We start from the raw sequence: 16,451 nt of genomic DNA on the forward strand, positions 1-16,451 counted from the left end.
ACGACTGGCGCCGGGATGTCAGGCGGTCCGCGCTTGCCGGCGCCGGTTCCAGAACGGCGCTGAGGGCCAGCGTGTTTCCTGGCCATAGCAGAATGCCAGGTGGCGCCGGTAAGCCGCGCCGATGGCCGCGAGTTCCCCATTGTAGTGGTGGAAAGCACCGGCATCGCCATGCAGCGTGCGGTCAGCGGCCTCGGCGGCGGCCAGGCCCGTGTACAGGGCGTTGAAGATGCCCTGCGACGACAAGGGGTCGAAGCTCAGGGCGGCGTCGCCGACGGCGAACCAGCCTGGTCCGGCGCCAGCGTCGAGGCTTGCCGAGTGGGCCGGTGTCGCCATGGCTCGCGTATCGGAGGCATAGTCTTGCTGTGCCAGCAGCGCCTGCAAGCCCGGCAGGCGCCGCGCCGCCGTTTCCAGCCAGCCGGTGTCGCGCAATGCTGCGCGCGGCAGCAAGTCGGCGTCCGTATGCAGGGCCAGCACGCGCCGCTGGCCGGGCAGGGGGGCGCTGTACCACCAGCCGTGCTCGCATGCCTCGATGTGCGAAAAACCGCGCTGCGACGGCGCCAGGTCGCGCCCATATTGCCAGACGGATATTAAGCGGTCGCTGCGCTGGCGCCGCGCGCCGGCCTTGCGCGCCAGCTGTGCATTGCGCCCCGTGGCGTCGATGACGATGCGCGCGATGGCCTCGCACGTGCCGCCTTGCGTGTTCAGCCGCACGCGCCAGCCATCGTCCCCGGCGGTCATCGCCGCGACACTGGCCGAGGCCAGCAGTGCGGCGCCGCGCTGGCGCGCCTCCTCGCGCAGCCACAGATCGAAGGTGCCGCGCGCCAGGTGCCAGCCATGGCCGTCAGGGTCGCTGAGGAAGTGGTGCTCCGTCTGCGCACCGTTCCACCAGGCACGGTTGCCGTGGTAGGGCGCATGGCCCTGGCGCAGGAAGGGTTCGAGCAACCCCATGTCCCGCAGCAGGCGCGCGGCGGCCGGCGGCAGCGATTCGCCGATGCGCGGCAACGGCGCGGCCAGCCGGTCGACCAGCAAGACCCTGTGCCGGCCCGCCAGGTTGAGCGCGGCCGTGGCGCCGGCAGGGCCGGCGCCAACGACGAGCACGTCGGCCTGCAGCACCGTCACAAACGGTGCCGCTGCAGGTGGCGCGCTTTTTCCGTCCCTTCCAGGTCGACGTCGACGAACTCGTCCGGTATGGCCGCGGCGGCGCGCAGCTGGTGCCTGCCGGCTATGGGCTGCGGCAAGTTCTCGACCTGCACGCTGGCCGGGAAGCCGCTCACGTCCGTGGGGCCGGGACGCACTTCCACCACGCCCACCTGGGCCAGGTCGGCGATCATGTTGTTGATCTGCTCTTCATAGCTGATGTTGCCCAGCGGGCGTATCCACGCGGCGCGCCGGGCGAACGCGGCCAGGCGTTCCTCGGCGGGCACTTCGCGGTTCATCAGCGTATCGTAGGCCAGCTTGCTCATCACCTGGTTGGGCACGCGCGCGGGCCAGAACGTGGGCACGTATGGATCGTAGTCGGACTGGTAGCCGGAGCGGCAGCTGGCCGTGTCGGTCTGCCATGGCACGGCCATCCAGCGCGTGACGCCGCCGGCGATCTGTGCCGAGCAGGGGCTGCTGATATTGTCTGGAGTCAAGACGGCGCCGTAATCCGGCTCCACCCAGCCAGGCGGACGGTGCGCCAGGCGGAAGGGGGCGCTGTACATGCTGGCCTGACGCATGGGCCAGGTCATTTCGCAACCGGGGTGGAAGGCGTCGGCCAGGCAGAATTCCATGGCCGCGCGCAGCAGCGTGTCCGGTTGCAGGGACAGTTCCACCTCGGCCAGGCTTTGCGGCGGAAGCTTGCCGGGCGCATAGTCGGCCGTGAACTCGCCGGCCGCCCACTGTTTAAGGAAACGCAATTGCAAGTTGCTCAGCGCGCAGTTCTGGCGCGGCGTGTCTGCCGGCGGGATGGCCATCGCGTCGCCATACAGCCACGGCCATGGCGATGGCGCCCAGGCGTCGCGCTCAAACTGGCGGAACTGGTTATAGATGACCGTGCGCCATTCCTTGCGGTTCTCGGACGGACTGGCCAGGCGCGCCATCCACTCGTCGCGGCTGAACGGCGTGCTGCCATCCCAGCCGAAGGCGGCGGCGAAGCCGGCGTTGACCCATTGCAGGTTGGACAGGCGCTCGAAAATGGGGCGGATATCATCCTGGAATGAGGGAACGGCGGGCGCCGCCAGCTTTCCTTCGGAAACGAACAGGTCGCGCATCAAATCCCACATCGTGCGGACCGATTTTTGCTGCGGCGCATAATCGGGCGGCGCGACGACCACCCAGGCCATGTCGACGGGCAAGGCGCTGCCCTGGTAACGCACGCTGGCGCAGACGGGGCCGTCTGCCGTGTCGTCATGCCAGCCTTCATTGTTGGCAAAGGTGATGGCGCGCGCGCCATTCCACGAAGCCGACTTGCCGTGGCCGCCCAGCACGATCAGCCGTCCCATGGCATCCGTGCGCAATTCGCCCAGGTAGACGCGCTGGCCCATGAAGCTGCCGCTGTCGAAGGCCACGGCCGGCTGTTCGCTGCCGCTGATCTTGCGCTCGCCCGGCGTGATGGCCAGCAGCGCGCGGTCGGTGACGGCCATGTTGCGCAGGAAGGAGGGCTGGGTGGCATTGGCTTCCGGAATGTCGAGCGCGATCTGGAACTGGTACCAGGCGGCCTTGGTGTTGGCCAGCGTCACCGACCATTCGATGTCGGCATTGCTGGCGTTTAATTCGGCCACCGCGACGCCCGCCGCGTTCAGGCCGTAGATACGGAAGCCCGCCGCCTGGCGCTTGATCGCTCCGGCCGCATCGCGGTAATAGCCGGCCGGCCTGGGGGCCGGCTCCGGTACTTCCGGTCCCAGAAAGTATTCCGTCGGGCTATTGCCGACGCGCGCGATGCCGATGGGCGGATAGATGGCTGCCTTGACGATGCGGGTATCTTGAGGGGGAGTAAGCGAGGGGCCGGACATGATATTCCTTTCCAGGTGGCATTACAGGGAAGGAAAATATACCGCATAAAATCTCGTCCAAATACGCACATAGTCACCGCATCGGGCATTTCGCGCGGAACATTTTCACGCCCGTGGCGCAAGCCCCTGAACTTGTCCGGGCAGGGACTGGATCGGCGGAAAATGTTTTTTTGCAGCATCTGCGAAGCGCCTGGCCCGGGGAAATCCCACCGTAAGGTGATCGTAAGGTAAGAATTCCAGGCTTCCATTAGAGTAATTTCCAGCACGCAACAAGTGCATCGCGGAAAATACTTCTCATCGGAATCTCTCATGAATGCTCGACTCCAACTGGCGGCAGACGCCAGCGATGTTTCTTTTATGCAAGATGCTGTATGGCAGTCGGTACGGCAATTGCTGGCCAGTCCCACGTTCGTCAAGGCGCCGCGCATGTGCCGCTTGCTGTCGTTCCTGGTGGAGAAAAAACTCGGCGGGCTCGAGCATCAGATCAGCGAGTATGCGATTGGCCTGGAAGTGTTTCGCCGCGACGCGCATCTGTACGACACCAGCCTGGATCCCGTCGTCAGGGTGCAGGTAGGGCGCTTGCGCGGCCGGCTGGCGGCCTATTACAAGAGTCTGGCGGCCGTGCCCGAGGTGCAGATTAGTATCCCGCTGGGAAAGTATGTCCCGCAAGTCACGCAAAGGAGGGCGTCGTTCCAGTCCCTGGACCAGCCACCTCCGCTGCAAATGTTGTCGTTACGCAATCTTACCTGCGATGGCAGCAGCAGTGTCTTTGTCAGCGGTCTGGAGGAAGAGTTGGGTTGCCGCTTGTTCCAGGCTTTCGGCAGTGGCGTGCTGTTGCCGGACATGGCGCCGGCCTGGCCCGGGGCCGGTGCCTTGCGTCCCGCGCAGCGGCTCGAAGGCAGCATCCGCGTCGAGCAGGGCCGCGTGCGCGCGTGCATGCGCCTGGTCGACGCGGCGGCCGGCCATATTGCCTGGCTATCGCAGTTCGACAGCCGGGGCGAGCTGGGCATGGCCATGCAGGAAGAGCTGGCCACGGCAATTTGCGGCCAGCTGCAGCATTACATTTCCGGACGGCCAGGCGGGATGTTGCCTTCCTGAGGATCGAACGATACTTCGATGCCGGTCAAGGCGTTGCGGTAGTTAATATAGAAGTTGTATGTGTCGAGCGTGGTGTAGGGGTTGATGGTCATCACCGACAGGTTGTACGCGCCCGCCACCTGCGCCAGCACGGGCGACGTGCCGTTTGGCGAAGTGTTGACAATGGTCCAGCCATTGCGCGTGGACTCGTAGTCCAGGAGGAACAGGCAATAGGTCGCCTGCTTGCTGGTCAGGTCGCAAATCGGGGATTGCTGATAGGTCAGGCCGGTGATGGGCGACCAGTAGCTGTACCGCACTTGCGCATTCTGATCGTTGCCTATGATGGAGATGGTGATGGTACGCTGCGGTGTAGTAAATGCCATACGATTCCTTCTTAACGAGTGGAGATGAATTGGACATACGAGTGTTCGCGATAACCGATCTGCTTCAAACGGTCGGCCGCCAGCTGGACTGCCTCCTCGTTCTGCAGGCAGGCATTGACGCGTACCCAGGGATCGAGGATTTGATGGTTCATCGTTAAGGCGCCTTCCTCTTCGATCATGCCATACGCTTGTTTACATGTCATCATTAATGATATGAAATCTTTTTGTTCCTGCTGAAGCGTCGCCAGCAGCAGCAAGGTTTCGATCAGGGCCAGCCTGCCGCTCAGGCTGGATGGGTTGCCGGCGTATAGCTGCTGCAGCGCCGCGCTGGCCCTGTCGATTTCCTGCCGCGCCGCTTCCGCCTTGCCCGTCGCCCGCAGCGCCGCACCCATGCGCGCGCGCGCCAGCGCCTCGCGGCGCGCCCAGGAGGCGTTCTTCGGGTCCAGGGCCAGCATCGTTTGCAGCCGTCCATGCACGGCCGTCAGCCTGGGCAATACCTTGGCCGCCGGCGTGCCGCGGGCGATCACGCGCAGTTGCTCCTGCTCCAGGTTCGTCAGCTCTCCCTGCCAGGCCCGGTTGTTGCGGTCCTGTCCCACGATCTGCGTAAACAACTGTTTCGCTTCATCGTAGTCGCGCAGGGCATCGGCATCCATGCCGCGCGCCACGCCCAGCATGGCCCGATGCTGCAAGGCGCGCACCAGGCGGTAGATCCACATCGATTCGCCAGGGAAACGCTCGCGCAAGTCCAGCGCCAGCTGCATTTCGTGCGCGTACAGCTGTTGCGCCTCGTCCAGCTCGCCCAGCGATTCCTTGGCCGACGCCAGCCAGGAATAGCTGTCGGCCAGCTCGGCGGCGACGCTATGCGAATCGGGCGCGTGTTCCAGCGCGCGCCGCTTCAGGGCGATCGATTGCAGGAACTGCGGCACGGCCTGCTGCGGCATGCCGCGCGTCTGCGCCAGCGCGCCCAGGTTGTTGTGGGCATATGACTGTTCCACCCACCATTCGACATTGTCGGGCTCCAGCCGGTGCAGCAGGTCGGCGAACTTCTGGTATTCGCGCCAGGCGTCTTCGGCCGCCTGCCAATTGTTCTGGTCCTTGTGCATCTGTCCCACCCAGTAGGCGTTCGCGCCCAGGTTCTTCAGCACCTGCGTATCTTGCGGCGCCATGCGGTGCTGGCGCATCAGGATGGTGTTGGCTTGTTGCAAAGCATCGATGGCGTGTTTCGAGTCGCCGCGTGAACGGCTCACTTCACCAATCACTTGCAAGCCTCTGGCGCGCAAGGTCAGCGCGTTCGGGCTCAGGTCGTCGTCCTGCGAACCGCTCAGGTAGCGCAATGCCTTCAGGCTGACCGACTCGAGGAACTCCAGCCGGCCCAGTGGCCGGAGCTTGTCGGCGAAGTCGCCCAGCATGAAATCCATCAGGCTTTCGGCCTCGCTGCGGCGCAATTCCGCCGTGCGCTTGGCCGCCAGCGCGCTCAGGCCGAGGATGGACGCCAGCAAGGCCAGCACGACGATCAGTGCCAGGGCCAGCACGCGCACGCGGTCGCGCTGGCGCGCGCGCCGCTCGGAACTGCGGATGAATTCGCTTTCCGGTTCCGTCAGCGTCAGCACGCCGGCTTGCCGCAATTCCTTCGCTTCGTCGAGCAATTTCCCTTGTGGCAACAAAAAATCCACGGGCCGGCCTTCGTCGCGCCAGCGGCCCGCCTGCTGCGCCAGGCGTCCGCGCGCCCGCAGCGCGCCGCGGTGGGCCGTGATCCAGTCCGTCATGCGCGGCCAGCGCCGCAGGATGGCATCGTGGGCGATGCCGAACACGGGCACGCCACCGACCAGGTCGCTGACGAACAGGCGCGACTCGACCAGCGCGTCCATCGCCTGGCGCGCCGCCTCGCCGCGCAGGGCCGACCACGGCGCGCGCTGGCTGGTGACGTTCTCTTCATCGATCGACAGCACGCTGACGAGGGACATGATATGCGGCAGGAACGCTTGCTGGGCCTCGCTCATGGCCAGCACGACCTGTTCCGCGCGCAGTCCGATGGCGCCTTCGAGGTCGCCCAGTTGATGGAAGGCTTCGAAGCTCAGTTCGCCATCCTGCGTGCGCATGCGATACAGTTCCTGCAAACAATATTGCAGCAGGGGCAGGGCGTCGGGACTGTCGGCCGCGCATTTGCACAGCACATCGTCGAGCCGCGCCAGCGAGACGAGGTCGATGCCGAACGTCAGCTTGGCCGCCGCGGCCGGCTTGCGGATGATTTCCGCAAAATCGCTGACGCCGGGCGGGCCCAGGTCGAAATGGCCGCCGTGGCGCTTGCCTTCCGTCAGCAGGGTGTATCTGGCGAGGCTGGGATAGAAATCATTGCGGCAGGCCAGCACCAGCACGGCGGCGCTGCTGCGGGCCAGCTGTTCCAGCGTGTGCAGGAAGGCGCGCCGCTCCGGCTCGCCGATGCGCGTGACATTGAACAGGGCCTCGAAACGGTCGATGAAGATGGCGAAGCGCGTGCCGGGCAGCTTCCGTTCGGCCAGCGCGGCGTCCAGCTCGGCGATGACGCTGGCACAGCCGTGCTCCAGGCGCGTGCCGAGGGAAACGGCATTGTCGCCAGGAAACGCCCAGCGGTCTTCCCATTGCAGATCCAGCAGCGCGCCCGCCAGCGCTGTAAACAGGGTCTGTTCGCCCTGGTCGATCAAGTCGAAGGTAGTGCTGGCCAGCAGGCGCAGCTCGGCGCCCGCGCGTTCGCCCGACAGGGCGGGCAGCAGGCCGGCCTGGATCAGCGAGGTCTTGCCCGAGCCGCTGGGGCCCAGCACCAGCATCAGGGCAAAGCCGCTGCTGACCTGTGCCTGCACGGCGTCGCTGAGCTGGCGGATGCTTTCGTCGCGCCCGAAAAACACGTCGGCGTGGCTTTCATCGAAGGCCAGCAAGCCGCGAAACGGCGAGCCGGCGCCCCAGCTCTTGCGCGCGGTATTGCCCGGCAAGTCGAAGTCCAGCGGCGCCAGGGCACGGTAGCCGCGCTTGCGTATCGTCTCGATGTAGACGGGAGACGTGGCGTGATCGCCGAGAAGGCGGCGCAGTTGCGCGATATTCTTGTGGACGGGACTGTCGCCGTACAGGGTGCTGCCCCAGCACCGCTCCAGCAGTTCGTCCGCGCTGACGATATCGCCCTTCGCCATGCACAGCGCCAGCAGCACATCCATCGTGCGCGGTTCCATCTGGCGCCGCTCGTCCGCGTTCTCGATGCTGTTGGTGGAGGGATGGACGAACCAGGCACCAAAGCGAAACCGGTTTTTCATGCGGCGGCCGGGTGCGGTGAAGGAAGCAGGGCGGAGGCACGCAAAGCAGACATGATGATGTGTTTCTGTAATGCAATTTTACTATCTTAGCACGATTTTTCTTGGCCGCAACAGCGAAATGGACGTCTTTTGACGGCTGTCTGTTTCGCGTAACAGCGGCGCGTAACACGGCGCCCAGGCGACACATGGGTCCGAGCCTGATACCACGTTGATACTTGTGTTACGCCGCGGCGCAGTCCTACCATCATTTCCGAACTACCCGATTTACAACATGTGTGGACGGTGTTTTCAACGGTTGGCCCGGGCTTGCGCAAGCTGTGCGGCGCTTCACCCACCCACCTGGCCGTCTCTCCGCTGCATAAAATTTCTAGTGAGGGTGTGATGTCAGACAGCTTGCAAAAATGGGTGGGACGGAACCGTCCGCCGCGCGTCCAGATTACCTACGACGTGGAAGTGGGGGGCGCCATCGAGAAAAAGGAATTGCCGCTGGTGGTGGGCCTGCTGGCCGACCTGTCCGGGCAGCCTCTGGTGGCGCCACCGAAACTCAAGGCGCGCCGCCTGGTGGAAATCGACCGCGACAATTTCAACGAGGTGATGGCGAAGATCGCGCCCCGCCTCGACCTGTCCGTGCCCGATACCTACAAGAAGGATGGCAACCTGAAGATCGAACTGAACTTCAAGCAATTCGACGATTTCCATCCCGAAGCCATCACCAGGCAAATCCCGCGGCTGGCCAAGCTGCTGGAAGTGCGCCAGCAACTGCGCGACCTGCTGGGCAAGCTCGATGGCAACGACGAGCTCGATTCCTTGCTGGAAAATATCGTGCAGAACACGGAAGAGCTCAAAACCTTGCAGGCGGAAGGCGGCACGGCCACCCCGGCGGCCACGGCCGCGGCACCTGAAGCGGCTGCCGAGAGCACCGAGCCCGCCGCATCCTGATAGCGCCCACGCGCTGTCTTCTCCCACATTCAGAGAAAGAAACCATCATGGCCAGCAAGCAAGCGGTACAGGCCGGTGCAAGCACTACCAACGAGGAACTCAGCCTGTTGGATCGCATCGTCCAGGAAGGAAAAATGGCAGTCGAGCCATCGCAAAACGCCTACGCGCGCACGCTCCTGGGGCAATTCGCCACCCAGGTGCTCGACGAAGGCATGAAAAAAGCGCCCGACAAGGGCATCGTCACCATGATCAACGAGCGCGTGGCGCAGATCGACACCATCCTCAGCGAGCAGCTCAACGCCATCCTGCACGACGAGCGCTTCCAGGCGCTGGAAGGCTCCTGGCGCGGCCTGCGCGACATGGTGATGGGCACGGAAACGGGCAGCAAGCTGAAACTGCGCCTGCTCAACGTGTCGAAAAAGGAACTGCTGAAAGACCTGGAAGGCGCCGTCGACCACGACATGAGCGTGCTCTTCAAGAAAGTCTACGAAGAGGAATACGGCACCTTCGGCGGCCACCCGTACTCGCTGTTCATCGGCGATTATTATTTTGGCCGCGATCCGCAAGACATGGCCCTGCTGCAGCGCCTGTCGAAAGTGGCGGCCGCCGCCCACGCGCCGTTCATCGCCGCCGCGTCGCCGTCGCTGTTCGACATGGCCTCGTTTACCGAGCTGGGCGTGCCGCGCGACCTGTCGAAGATCTTCGAGAGCGCCGAGCTGACCACCTGGCGCGGCTTCCGCGAAACGGAAGATTCGCGCTACGTGGCCCTGGTGCTGCCCCGTTACGCGGCACGCCTGCCGTACGGCGCCAAGACCAACCCGGTCGAATCGTTCGCCTACGAGGAAGACGTCGACGGCAAGGACCACGGCAAATACCTGTGGGCCAACGCGGCCTACCAGCTGGGCTTGCGCATCACGGATTCCTTCGCCAAGCACAGCTGGACGACGGCCATCCGCGGCGTCGAGGGCGGCGGCAAGATCACGGGCCTGACGGCGCACTCGTTCAAGACGGACGATGGCGACGTGGTGCTCAAGTGCCCGACGGAAGTGGCGATCACGGACCGGCGCGAAAAGGAACTCAACGACCTGGGTTTCATCGCGGTGGTCAATTCCAAGGGGTCGGACATGGCGGCCTTCTTCGGCGGCCAGTCCGTCAACAAGCCCAAGCTGTACAACCTGGACACGGCCAATGCCAACGCGGCGCTGTCCTCGCGCCTGCCGTATGTGCTGGCCGCCTCGCGCTTCGCCCACTACATCAAGGTGATCATGCGCGACAAGGTGGGCAGCTTCCAGACGCGTTCGAGCGTGGAAAACTTCCTCAACAACTGGCTCAGCGACTACGTGCTGCTCAGTTCCAATGCCTCGCAGGGCGAGAAGGCGCGTTTCCCGCTGTCCGAAGGGCGGGTTGACGTGACCGAAGTGGCCGGCAAGCCGGGCGCCTACTCGGCCACCGTGTTCCTCAAGCCGCACTTCCAGATGGAAGAGCTGACCACCTCGATACGCCTGGTGGCGGAATTGCCGGCCTCGGCCGCTTGATGGTCCTTTCCTAACGCACCTCCGCACGGCCGCGGCATGACGCCGCTGCCGCTGCGCTCACCTTACGGAGCTATTCATGTCAGACGTACTCATCCTTGATCTGGGCGCCACCATCAAGGGCAACTGCACCATCACCGGTTATGCCGACAAGATCATCGTCAGCTCGTTTTCCCACAACGCCTACCTGCCCATGGGCAACGACGCCGGCAACACGGAACGCACCATGGGCCGTGCCGTGCTGTCGGAAATGTCGTTCTCCAAGTCGTCCGACCTGTCGACCACGGAACTGTTCAAGGCTTGCACCCAGGGCACCAAGATCGGTCCGGCCAAGCTGAACATCGGCCGCGTGGAAAACGGCGTCTACATGAACTTCATGACCTACGTCATGGACAACGCCATGATCTCGCAAATGAGCTGCAGCGGCGGCGGCGGCATCCCGAACGATTCGTTCTCGATCAATTTCACCAAGATCAAGGCCGACTTCACGCAGCAGAAGACGGATTCGACGTCCAAGGGCACGGGCACGTGGAACTGGAACCTGGAGACGATGAAGGCGGATTGATCAAGCGTCGCCGACAGAGGGCCATCGTGCTGCTGGCACCCTGTTTTCCACAGGCCGGCAATCCGGCAGGGCCAGCATGGCCCGCCATCCGTGTGCCAGATGCCCCGGTGTGCCGAGGGGGTGGGCAGCCATTTGGCATGCGCCGGGCAGGCGCGGCTATCCGGGACAGGATAATGAAGGGTGCACATGGGCTACATCAACTTTGACCTATCCAATGCGGGAAGCCTGCACACGCTCGCATCGGCGGGGGCAGGCCTGGCCGGCGCATTGCCGGCGGGTGTGCCGGGCAATGGCGGACTCTATCTGATTTACAACCAGGCCAACGATAACCGCTATATCGGCAAATCCGGGAACCTGCGCCAGCGCTTTGACGGCCGGATGCTGACAGTCAATGAATTCGGTTTGAGCCAGGGAAATCTGGCGAATATCGGCGTCTTCTGGGGGGAAGTCGATACCTGGAACACGCCCGCACCCATCATGGGCGCACCCGCGCCCTTGATCAACACCCTGGTGGCACCTGTCGCTCCGGCCGCCATGGGTTTCCAGGTGATCAGAAATGCCGGCGGCGCACCGCTACCGCTGCCAAACGCCGTGATAGGGGCAATGGGCGGTGCCATCAATTATGCGGCTCCCCAGGTGATCACTGCGATTGATGGAGTCAACGTGAATGTCGAAGCATTATTAATTCGCTTCTTTCGCCAGGCAATCGGTGTCGGCGGCACGTTTACAAATGGTATCTACATGGGGCCCTTCACCAACCCGACCAACCATGAATTGATCGTTCAGGTGGAATGGGCGGCATGTCCCGTCGTGAATGTGCCGGCGGCCCACTACTGTATTGCGATTCCAGCCCATGGCGCGTTTTGAATCTTCGTGGGCGCAGTTCCAACATCCGACATGACCCGGGCTGGATGTCCGGATGCCGGGTCTGACCCCGGTGAAGGGGGCGGTGGAAGCTGGCAGGCAAGCGATGAGGTAACGGTCCATCCCTTTCTTTCACTGAAGCGGGCTTCGCCGCTTCATGGACATACACTGGAGAAATGATACATGGTTGCCAAATTATTCGTCGTCGCCGGCCATGCAGACGCCGTGATGCAACAAGCAGCCGAGGGCATGCGACGATGCCCGTTGCCTGACGCGTCAGAAAATACGTCGATTGAGCTGGAGACGGCGCCAGCACACTTGCTCAATACGCTAGATGACGATGGCACGCTGTACATCGATGCGCATGGCGCTGCGGGAGTGCCTGCCGACGTGCTACAGGCAGCGCAATTTTTCGGACAGGTGACGCCAGAACAGCTTGCACATTTGCTCATGTCCAAAGGTTTGAAGAGCACGTTTCAAGGGAAGATAGTATTGAACGGTTGTCAATCTGAAAACGGCCATGGCCTGCAATATGTATTGCGCTTTCAATATGCCATGGCAACGCGCACGGTACTTTGCAGTGTCAAAGGCCATGCCGGCGCAAGTCAGGTCAATGAAGGCGGCAAGGCAGCCGTTCGTGCCCCCACGTACGAGAGTGACGGCGGTGCTGCGCGTGCGCATCGCAGCCAGCGCCTTGTTACGCGCTGATTACACGCTGATAAAACAAGCGGATGCGGGCCACGGCAAGCGTTCCGGTATGTGTTCATGGTGCCTGTGCTGCTCCCGTCCAGGCGTCCCAGGCAGGTTGCTCATTGATTGATTAAATTGCATCCATGTATAAAATCCCCATCACATTCACCCCGGACGAGCGCAAGGACAGGGCGGTCATCTGTGACCGTTTCAAGGATTGCCTGGCGGCGCACAGGGATGGCCCGGTTTTCGTCATCGGCAGCTGGCAAACCGGTGATTTTTGCCATATCTACGCGGCGGCGATTCACCATTTCTCGGTCGATCCATCGAGGCCATTTGCGATACTGCTCGTGGTGGCGGAAGAATTTGGCGCGGCAGGCCTGTTCAACGATATTCATTTCGCCATACAGCCGATTCTCAAGGTCGGCAACCGGTTTACCCTGTACCACACGGACCCGCTCACGAAGAACTGGGCGATGGTGGGTATGTCGGCGGTGGCAAATCTCGACAATGCCCGCACACCGTATGACGCCACGTTCTATGCGAAAGACGCGGTGCAGCAGATGGCCAGGGGCCAGCCTTTGAGTCCGGTCTGGGCCGATATCGTGCGCGGCGGGGAACAAGTGCAGTCCAAGGCCTACAACGACATCTGCATGTCGTTCATGCAGGAATACATAGACCGTTTCGGCAGGTCCACCGGACGCGAAAAGTTCATCTGCATGTGGGGCCGCACGTCCGGCGCGCCGAATCCGTCGCGCGCACTGGGCGGCGCCAACCCGCACTATGATTCCTCCGAAACAGGCAATTTTCAGCTGTGCGCCGCGCTGTACGCGTTCTGTAACGTGAAGGCCATTTTTCTCGTGGGCGATGGTTTTAACGAGGAAACCGTGGCATTGCCCTTTGTCTTCAATCTCGGCGCATTCTGGAAGCGCAGCCGGCGGGAAGGCTTCATGGGGCGATTCCAGGAGAACGGTTTTTTCAATTACATGACCACCTTCTATGACTGCGACGTGGTGCACGTCGGCATGAAAAGCGGCGGCATGGACGCGCTGGGATTGTGGGGGCAGAAAGTGGTCTTCATGGATACCCTGACGTCGCCACAGGTAACGATCAACAGGGTCGAAGCCTGGCACACGCCGAATATTGTCCCGGTGACGATCAGTGCCATGCCGACCTCGATGGGCAAGGCGATCGAAGCGCAGCGGCGTCGTGATCCCACCGCATTCAAGACCACGTTTGGCAGCAAGGGCAAGGTGACTGCGATGGCCGAGATTGCATCAAAAATGTCGAATGCATTCAAGCTGGCCGACATGAAGAAAGTTGCGGCGGCAGTCATGCATCTGTTCGACTAGTCGCCCGGCTGTCCTTGATCCATCCGCCCGGCAACGACTCCCGTCCCTGATACCCACCTGTTACTTGTGTTACGCCATCCCCCGGTCCTACCATCAATCCGCACTCTCCGTTTCCCCGGGCGCGCCTTGCCATGGCAGGGCGCCGGACTTTCCAGCAACCACCTGAATGGGTTTTCCATGCACGCCACGCCAGCCGGCTCGCTAGTTCCCCTGTTCGACCGCCTCGGCGGCGAGCCGGATGCGTCCGCCGATGGAAGGGTGCTCGACGTGGATGGCTTGCGGCACTCGCTGCAGCTCGATCTGGCGCGCCTGTTCAATGTGCGCAACGGGATGAGCATCGCGCAGTTCCTCGGCGACGCGCCCACGGTGCTCGACTACGGCTTGCCCGACACCCTGGCGCTGTCGCCGCAGTCGGCCGCCGACCTGGCCCTGTGGCAGCAGGTGCTGGCGCACGCCATCGCCCTGTACGAGCCGCGGCTGTCGCGCGTCAGCGTGCGGGTCGCGCCGGATGCCGGCAAGCCGACGGCGGCGCGCGTGGCCATCGCGGCGACGGCGATGCTGGGGCGCCAGCTGTGCCAGGTGCAGTTCGACGTCGTGCTCGACGACCGGGCCGCCCAGGGGGCGACGCGATGCGCATGAATCCCCAGGACGAGCTGCTCGAATACTACCGGCGCGAACTGGCCTACCTGCGCACGCAGTCGGCCGATTTCGCCGCCCGCTACCCGAAGGTGGCGCAGCGCCTGGTACTGACGGGCGCCGAGACGGCCGACCCGCACACGGAACACCTGATCCAGTCCGTCGCCTTCCTGAACGCTCGCGTGCACCGCGAGCTCGACCGCGATTTCCCCAGCGTGGCCGCGGCCATGCTCGATAACCTGTGTCCCAGCCTGACGCAGCCCGTGCCGGCCATGACGGTGATGCAGATGACGCTCGACCCCACGGAAGGCAAGGTCACGGCCGGCACGCGGGTGGCGCGCGGCACCATGCTGTCGGCCACGGCCGCCACGGGCGAGCAGTGCCGCTTCCAGGTGGCGTGGGCGACGACCCTGTGGCCGTTGCGCGTGCATGCCATCGTGCAGGAAGATCCGCGCACCCTGCGCCTCGAGGTGCGCTGCGACGAGGGCGTCGACGTGGCCGAGCTGGAACTCGACACCGTGCGCCTGCACCTGTCGGGCGATCTGCTGACCACCATGCCGCTGCATGAAATGCTGATCAGCAGCCTCGATCACCTGGAAGTGGTGTCCAGCGGCGGCGTGCAGCGGCTGGCGGCGCGCCACCTGGCCGAGGTGGGCTTCGCCGAGGACGAGGCCATGCTGGGCGGCCCGGCCCACGCGCATCCTGCGTACGGCCTGCTGCAGGAGTATTTCGCCTTTCCCCGCAAGTTCCAGTTTTTCGACGTCAGCGGCCTGCGCGGGCGCCTGGGCAGCGGCGCCGGCTTCGCGCTGCGCCTCGTGTTCGGCCACAGCGCGCCCGTGCTGGCGCTGCTCGACGCCGGCAACGTGCTGCTTGGCTGCGTGCCGGCCCTCAATCTGTTCCCCGTCACCAGCGAGCCCGTCGTCTTCGACCGGCGCCACTATGAATACCTGCTCGTGCCCGACCGCCGGCGCGACGCCGTCATGGAAGTGCACTCGGTCCTCGGCGTGACGGTGTCCGACCCGCGCGGCGAACGCAGCGTGGACATCCCCAGCGCGTTTGCGCAGGCGGGCGGCGAGGGCGCTGACGCGGAGGCGCCAGCGCTATCCTGGACCATGCGCCGCGAAACGAGTCTGCGCAAGGGCATCAGCGGCACCGATGTGTACCTGGGCTTTGTCGACCGGGGCGACGTGCGGGAAGCCTTGAGCGAGCCGGTCGCGTATGCGCGCCTGCTGTGCACGAACCGCCTGCTGGCCGAGCAGATCGGTCCCGGCACGCGCTTTTACGGCGACGGCGTGGCCGCCTCGACGACCATCCGCGCGCTGTACCAGCCCAGCGTGCAGCGCCCGCCCACCATGGCCAACCACGCCCTGTGGTCGCTCGTGTCGCTGCTGCGCCTGAACCACCGTTCGCTCGTCGATGGCAGCACGGGCGCCGATACGCTGCGCGACATGTTGCTGCTGTTTGCCGGCGGCAGCGCGCGCGACCAGGTGCAGATCCGCGGCATCAAGCGCCTGGCGGCCCGCGCCGGTACGGCCCGCGTCGGCAGCGAGGGCTGGCGCGGCCACTGCCGCGGCACCGATATCGTGCTCGAATTCGACACGGACGCCTTCGCCGGCACGTCGCCGCTGGTGCTGGCCGGCGTGCTGGCGCGCTTCTTCGCCCTGTACACGACCGCCAATTCCTTCGTGCGCCTGTCCGTCGTGCGCCACGGCGAACCCTGGATGCAATGGCCTGCCATGACGGGACGACAATGCCTGATCTGATCGCACTGCTGCGCCGCGCGCCGCACACTTTCAACCTGTTCCAGGCCATCAGCCTGCTCGAACGCAGTGCGCCCGCGCGCGCACAGGTTGGCCACGGCCAGGGCCTGGACGAGGCGCTGCGCCTGGGCGCCCACGTGGACATGGCGTTTGCCCCCAGCGACATCGCCAGCCTGGGCGACAGCGCGCGCCCGGGACCGGCCCTGACCCTGCGCACGGCGGCGCTGTCGCTGGCCGGCGCGCAGGGCCCGCTGGCCGCGCCATTCACGGAACTGCTGCTGGCAGGGCGCCGCCAGCGCGACGGCGCCGGCCTCGATTTCCTCGACATCTTCAACCAGCGCCTGCTGGGCTTCTGGTACCGGGGGCGCGGCAAGCACCA

General features: G+C 64.3%; 14 protein-coding genes. 10 read left to right on the forward strand and 4 right to left on the reverse strand.

Annotation, left to right across the window (positions count from 1 at the left end):
* Positions 1-18: 18 nt before the first annotated feature.
* Both AC1RDJ_RS15135 and AC1RDJ_RS15140 read right to left on the reverse strand, forming a co-directional pair.
* Positions 19-1,119 (reverse strand): tryptophan 7-halogenase, encoded by a 1,101-nt coding sequence (locus AC1RDJ_RS15135; RefSeq protein ID WP_493027920.1) that lies wholly within the window; start codon positions 1,117-1,119, stop codon positions 19-21.
* Positions 1,116-2,993 carry a LodA/GoxA family CTQ-dependent oxidase gene (locus AC1RDJ_RS15140; protein ID WP_071323917.1) on the reverse strand — a complete coding sequence of 626 codons (1,878 nt, stop codon included), beginning with the start codon at positions 2,991-2,993 and terminating at the stop codon, positions 1,116-1,118. Before AC1RDJ_RS15140 ends, AC1RDJ_RS15135 begins: the two co-directional genes overlap by 4 nt.
* A gap of 357 nt (positions 2,994-3,350) precedes the next feature.
* Here AC1RDJ_RS15140 and AC1RDJ_RS15145 point away from each other — a divergent pair, with 357 nt between their 5' ends.
* A complete protein-coding gene (locus tag AC1RDJ_RS15145; RefSeq protein WP_493027921.1) occupies positions 3,351-4,091 on the forward strand; it encodes a hypothetical protein in 741 nt (246 codons plus the stop codon).
* On the opposite strand, the gene AC1RDJ_RS15150 is transcribed toward AC1RDJ_RS15145, so the two are convergent.
* Together AC1RDJ_RS15150 and AC1RDJ_RS15155 are read right to left on the reverse strand one after the other, a co-directional pair.
* Complete coding sequence (locus AC1RDJ_RS15150; RefSeq protein WP_071323916.1) at positions 4,052-4,453, reverse strand: hypothetical protein; 402 nt, start codon at positions 4,451-4,453, stop codon at positions 4,052-4,054. The two genes, AC1RDJ_RS15145 and AC1RDJ_RS15150, sit on opposite strands and share 40 nt — an antisense overlap.
* An 11-nt stretch (positions 4,454-4,464) precedes the next feature.
* Complete coding sequence (locus tag AC1RDJ_RS15155) at positions 4,465-7,734, reverse strand: nSTAND1 domain-containing NTPase (protein ID WP_493027923.1); 3,270 nt, start codon at positions 7,732-7,734, stop codon at positions 4,465-4,467.
* 381 nt (positions 7,735-8,115) lie between these two features.
* Here AC1RDJ_RS15155 and tssB point away from each other — a divergent pair, with 381 nt between their 5' ends.
* The 9 genes from tssB to AC1RDJ_RS15200 all read left to right on the forward strand — a co-directional run.
* Positions 8,116-8,673, forward strand: a complete 558-nt coding sequence (tssB, locus tag AC1RDJ_RS15160; RefSeq protein ID WP_071323914.1) for a type VI secretion system contractile sheath small subunit — start codon at positions 8,116-8,118, stop codon at positions 8,671-8,673.
* 47 nt (positions 8,674-8,720) lie between these two features.
* Complete coding sequence (tssC, locus tag AC1RDJ_RS15165; protein ID WP_071323913.1) at positions 8,721-10,208, forward strand: type VI secretion system contractile sheath large subunit; 1,488 nt, start codon at positions 8,721-8,723, stop codon at positions 10,206-10,208.
* A 76-nt stretch (positions 10,209-10,284) separates the two neighbouring features.
* Positions 10,285-10,770, forward strand: coding sequence for an Hcp family type VI secretion system effector (locus tag AC1RDJ_RS15170; RefSeq protein ID WP_071323912.1), 486 nt, complete (start codon positions 10,285-10,287; stop codon positions 10,768-10,770).
* A 186-nt stretch (positions 10,771-10,956) separates the two neighbouring features.
* Entirely contained in the window at positions 10,957-11,637 is a 681-nt protein-coding gene (locus AC1RDJ_RS15175; RefSeq protein ID WP_493027924.1) for a GIY-YIG nuclease family protein, read from the forward strand.
* A gap of 180 nt (positions 11,638-11,817) precedes the next feature.
* Positions 11,818-12,342: a hypothetical protein gene (locus tag AC1RDJ_RS15180; protein WP_493027925.1), complete on the forward strand. Its 525-nt coding sequence runs from the start codon at positions 11,818-11,820 to the stop codon at positions 12,340-12,342.
* Positions 12,343-12,467: 125 nt separating this feature from the next.
* Positions 12,468-13,676 carry a hypothetical protein gene (locus AC1RDJ_RS15185; RefSeq protein ID WP_493027926.1) on the forward strand — a complete coding sequence of 403 codons (1,209 nt, stop codon included), beginning with the start codon at positions 12,468-12,470 and terminating at the stop codon, positions 13,674-13,676.
* Between the two features lie 177 nt (positions 13,677-13,853).
* The gene (gene tssE / locus AC1RDJ_RS15190) at positions 13,854-14,315 is read left to right on the forward strand and encodes a type VI secretion system baseplate subunit TssE (protein WP_071323908.1); all 462 of its coding nucleotides are present in this window, start codon (positions 13,854-13,856) and stop codon (positions 14,313-14,315) included.
* On the forward strand, positions 14,312-16,075 hold the full coding sequence (gene tssF / locus AC1RDJ_RS15195) for a type VI secretion system baseplate subunit TssF (RefSeq protein WP_493027936.1): 1,764 nt from the start codon (positions 14,312-14,314) through the stop codon (positions 16,073-16,075). Before tssE ends, tssF begins: the two co-directional genes overlap by 4 nt.
* Positions 16,063-16,451 (forward strand): type VI secretion system baseplate subunit TssG (locus tag AC1RDJ_RS15200; RefSeq protein WP_493027927.1); only part of this gene is annotated, 389 nt, incomplete at its 3' end. The genes tssF and AC1RDJ_RS15200, both read left to right, overlap by 13 nt.

The organism is Janthinobacterium sp. GW822-FHT07H10 (assembly GCF_058798675.1).